The sequence below is a fragment of the Terrisporobacter mayombei genome, from assembly GCF_020748465.1.
GTDB lineage: Bacteria > Bacillota > Clostridia > Peptostreptococcales > Peptostreptococcaceae > Terrisporobacter > Terrisporobacter mayombei.
In genome coordinates this window covers 1-554 of sequence record NZ_JAHZMP010000072.1, presented here as the reverse complement: position 1 = coordinate 554, position 554 = coordinate 1, and the positions used below count along the sequence as shown (strand labels likewise).

Sequence of the window (554 nt, the reverse complement as noted above, 5' to 3'; positions counted from 1 at the left end):
CTTGTTTTAATGCAGGTGCATCATTAACACCATCACCAGTCATTGCTGTTATATTATTCTTATGTTGCCATGCTTTTACTATACGAATTTTATTTTCTGGCGAGACTCTGGCATATACACTTATATTTTCTAGTTTTTCATATAGTTGTTCTTCACTCAAAGCATCAAGCTCTTTTCCAGTAAGAGCCAATTCTCCTTCTTCCATTATACCAATCTCTTTTGCAATTGCTGCTGCTGTTGTTTTATGGTCACCAGTTATCATAACAGTTTTTATACCAGCACTCTTTGCCTCTTTTACTGCATCCATTACTTCTTCTCTTGGTGTGTCTATCAATACCTCCTTGAAAATATTGATTTATCAGTATATTTAAGGAGGTATTTAAATATAAAAATTTAATTAATTTGCTACTAAACTATAGGTTTATAGAGTATATACTTTTATCTTCAGTCTAATAAATAATATAAAACTAGTAGAACCTTGTATAATAATAATATAATGTAGAAAAATATATAGATAAGCTAAATATAATACGGTTGGAATATATGAAAATTTC

General features: G+C 29.2%; 1 pseudogene. It reads right to left on the bottom strand.

Annotated elements, in window-relative coordinates:
* Nucleotides 1–334 (bottom strand): annotated as a pseudogene (locus K0039_RS20360) (HAD family hydrolase); the annotation flags it as partial.
* Between the last annotated feature and the right edge of the window lie 220 nt (nucleotides 335–554).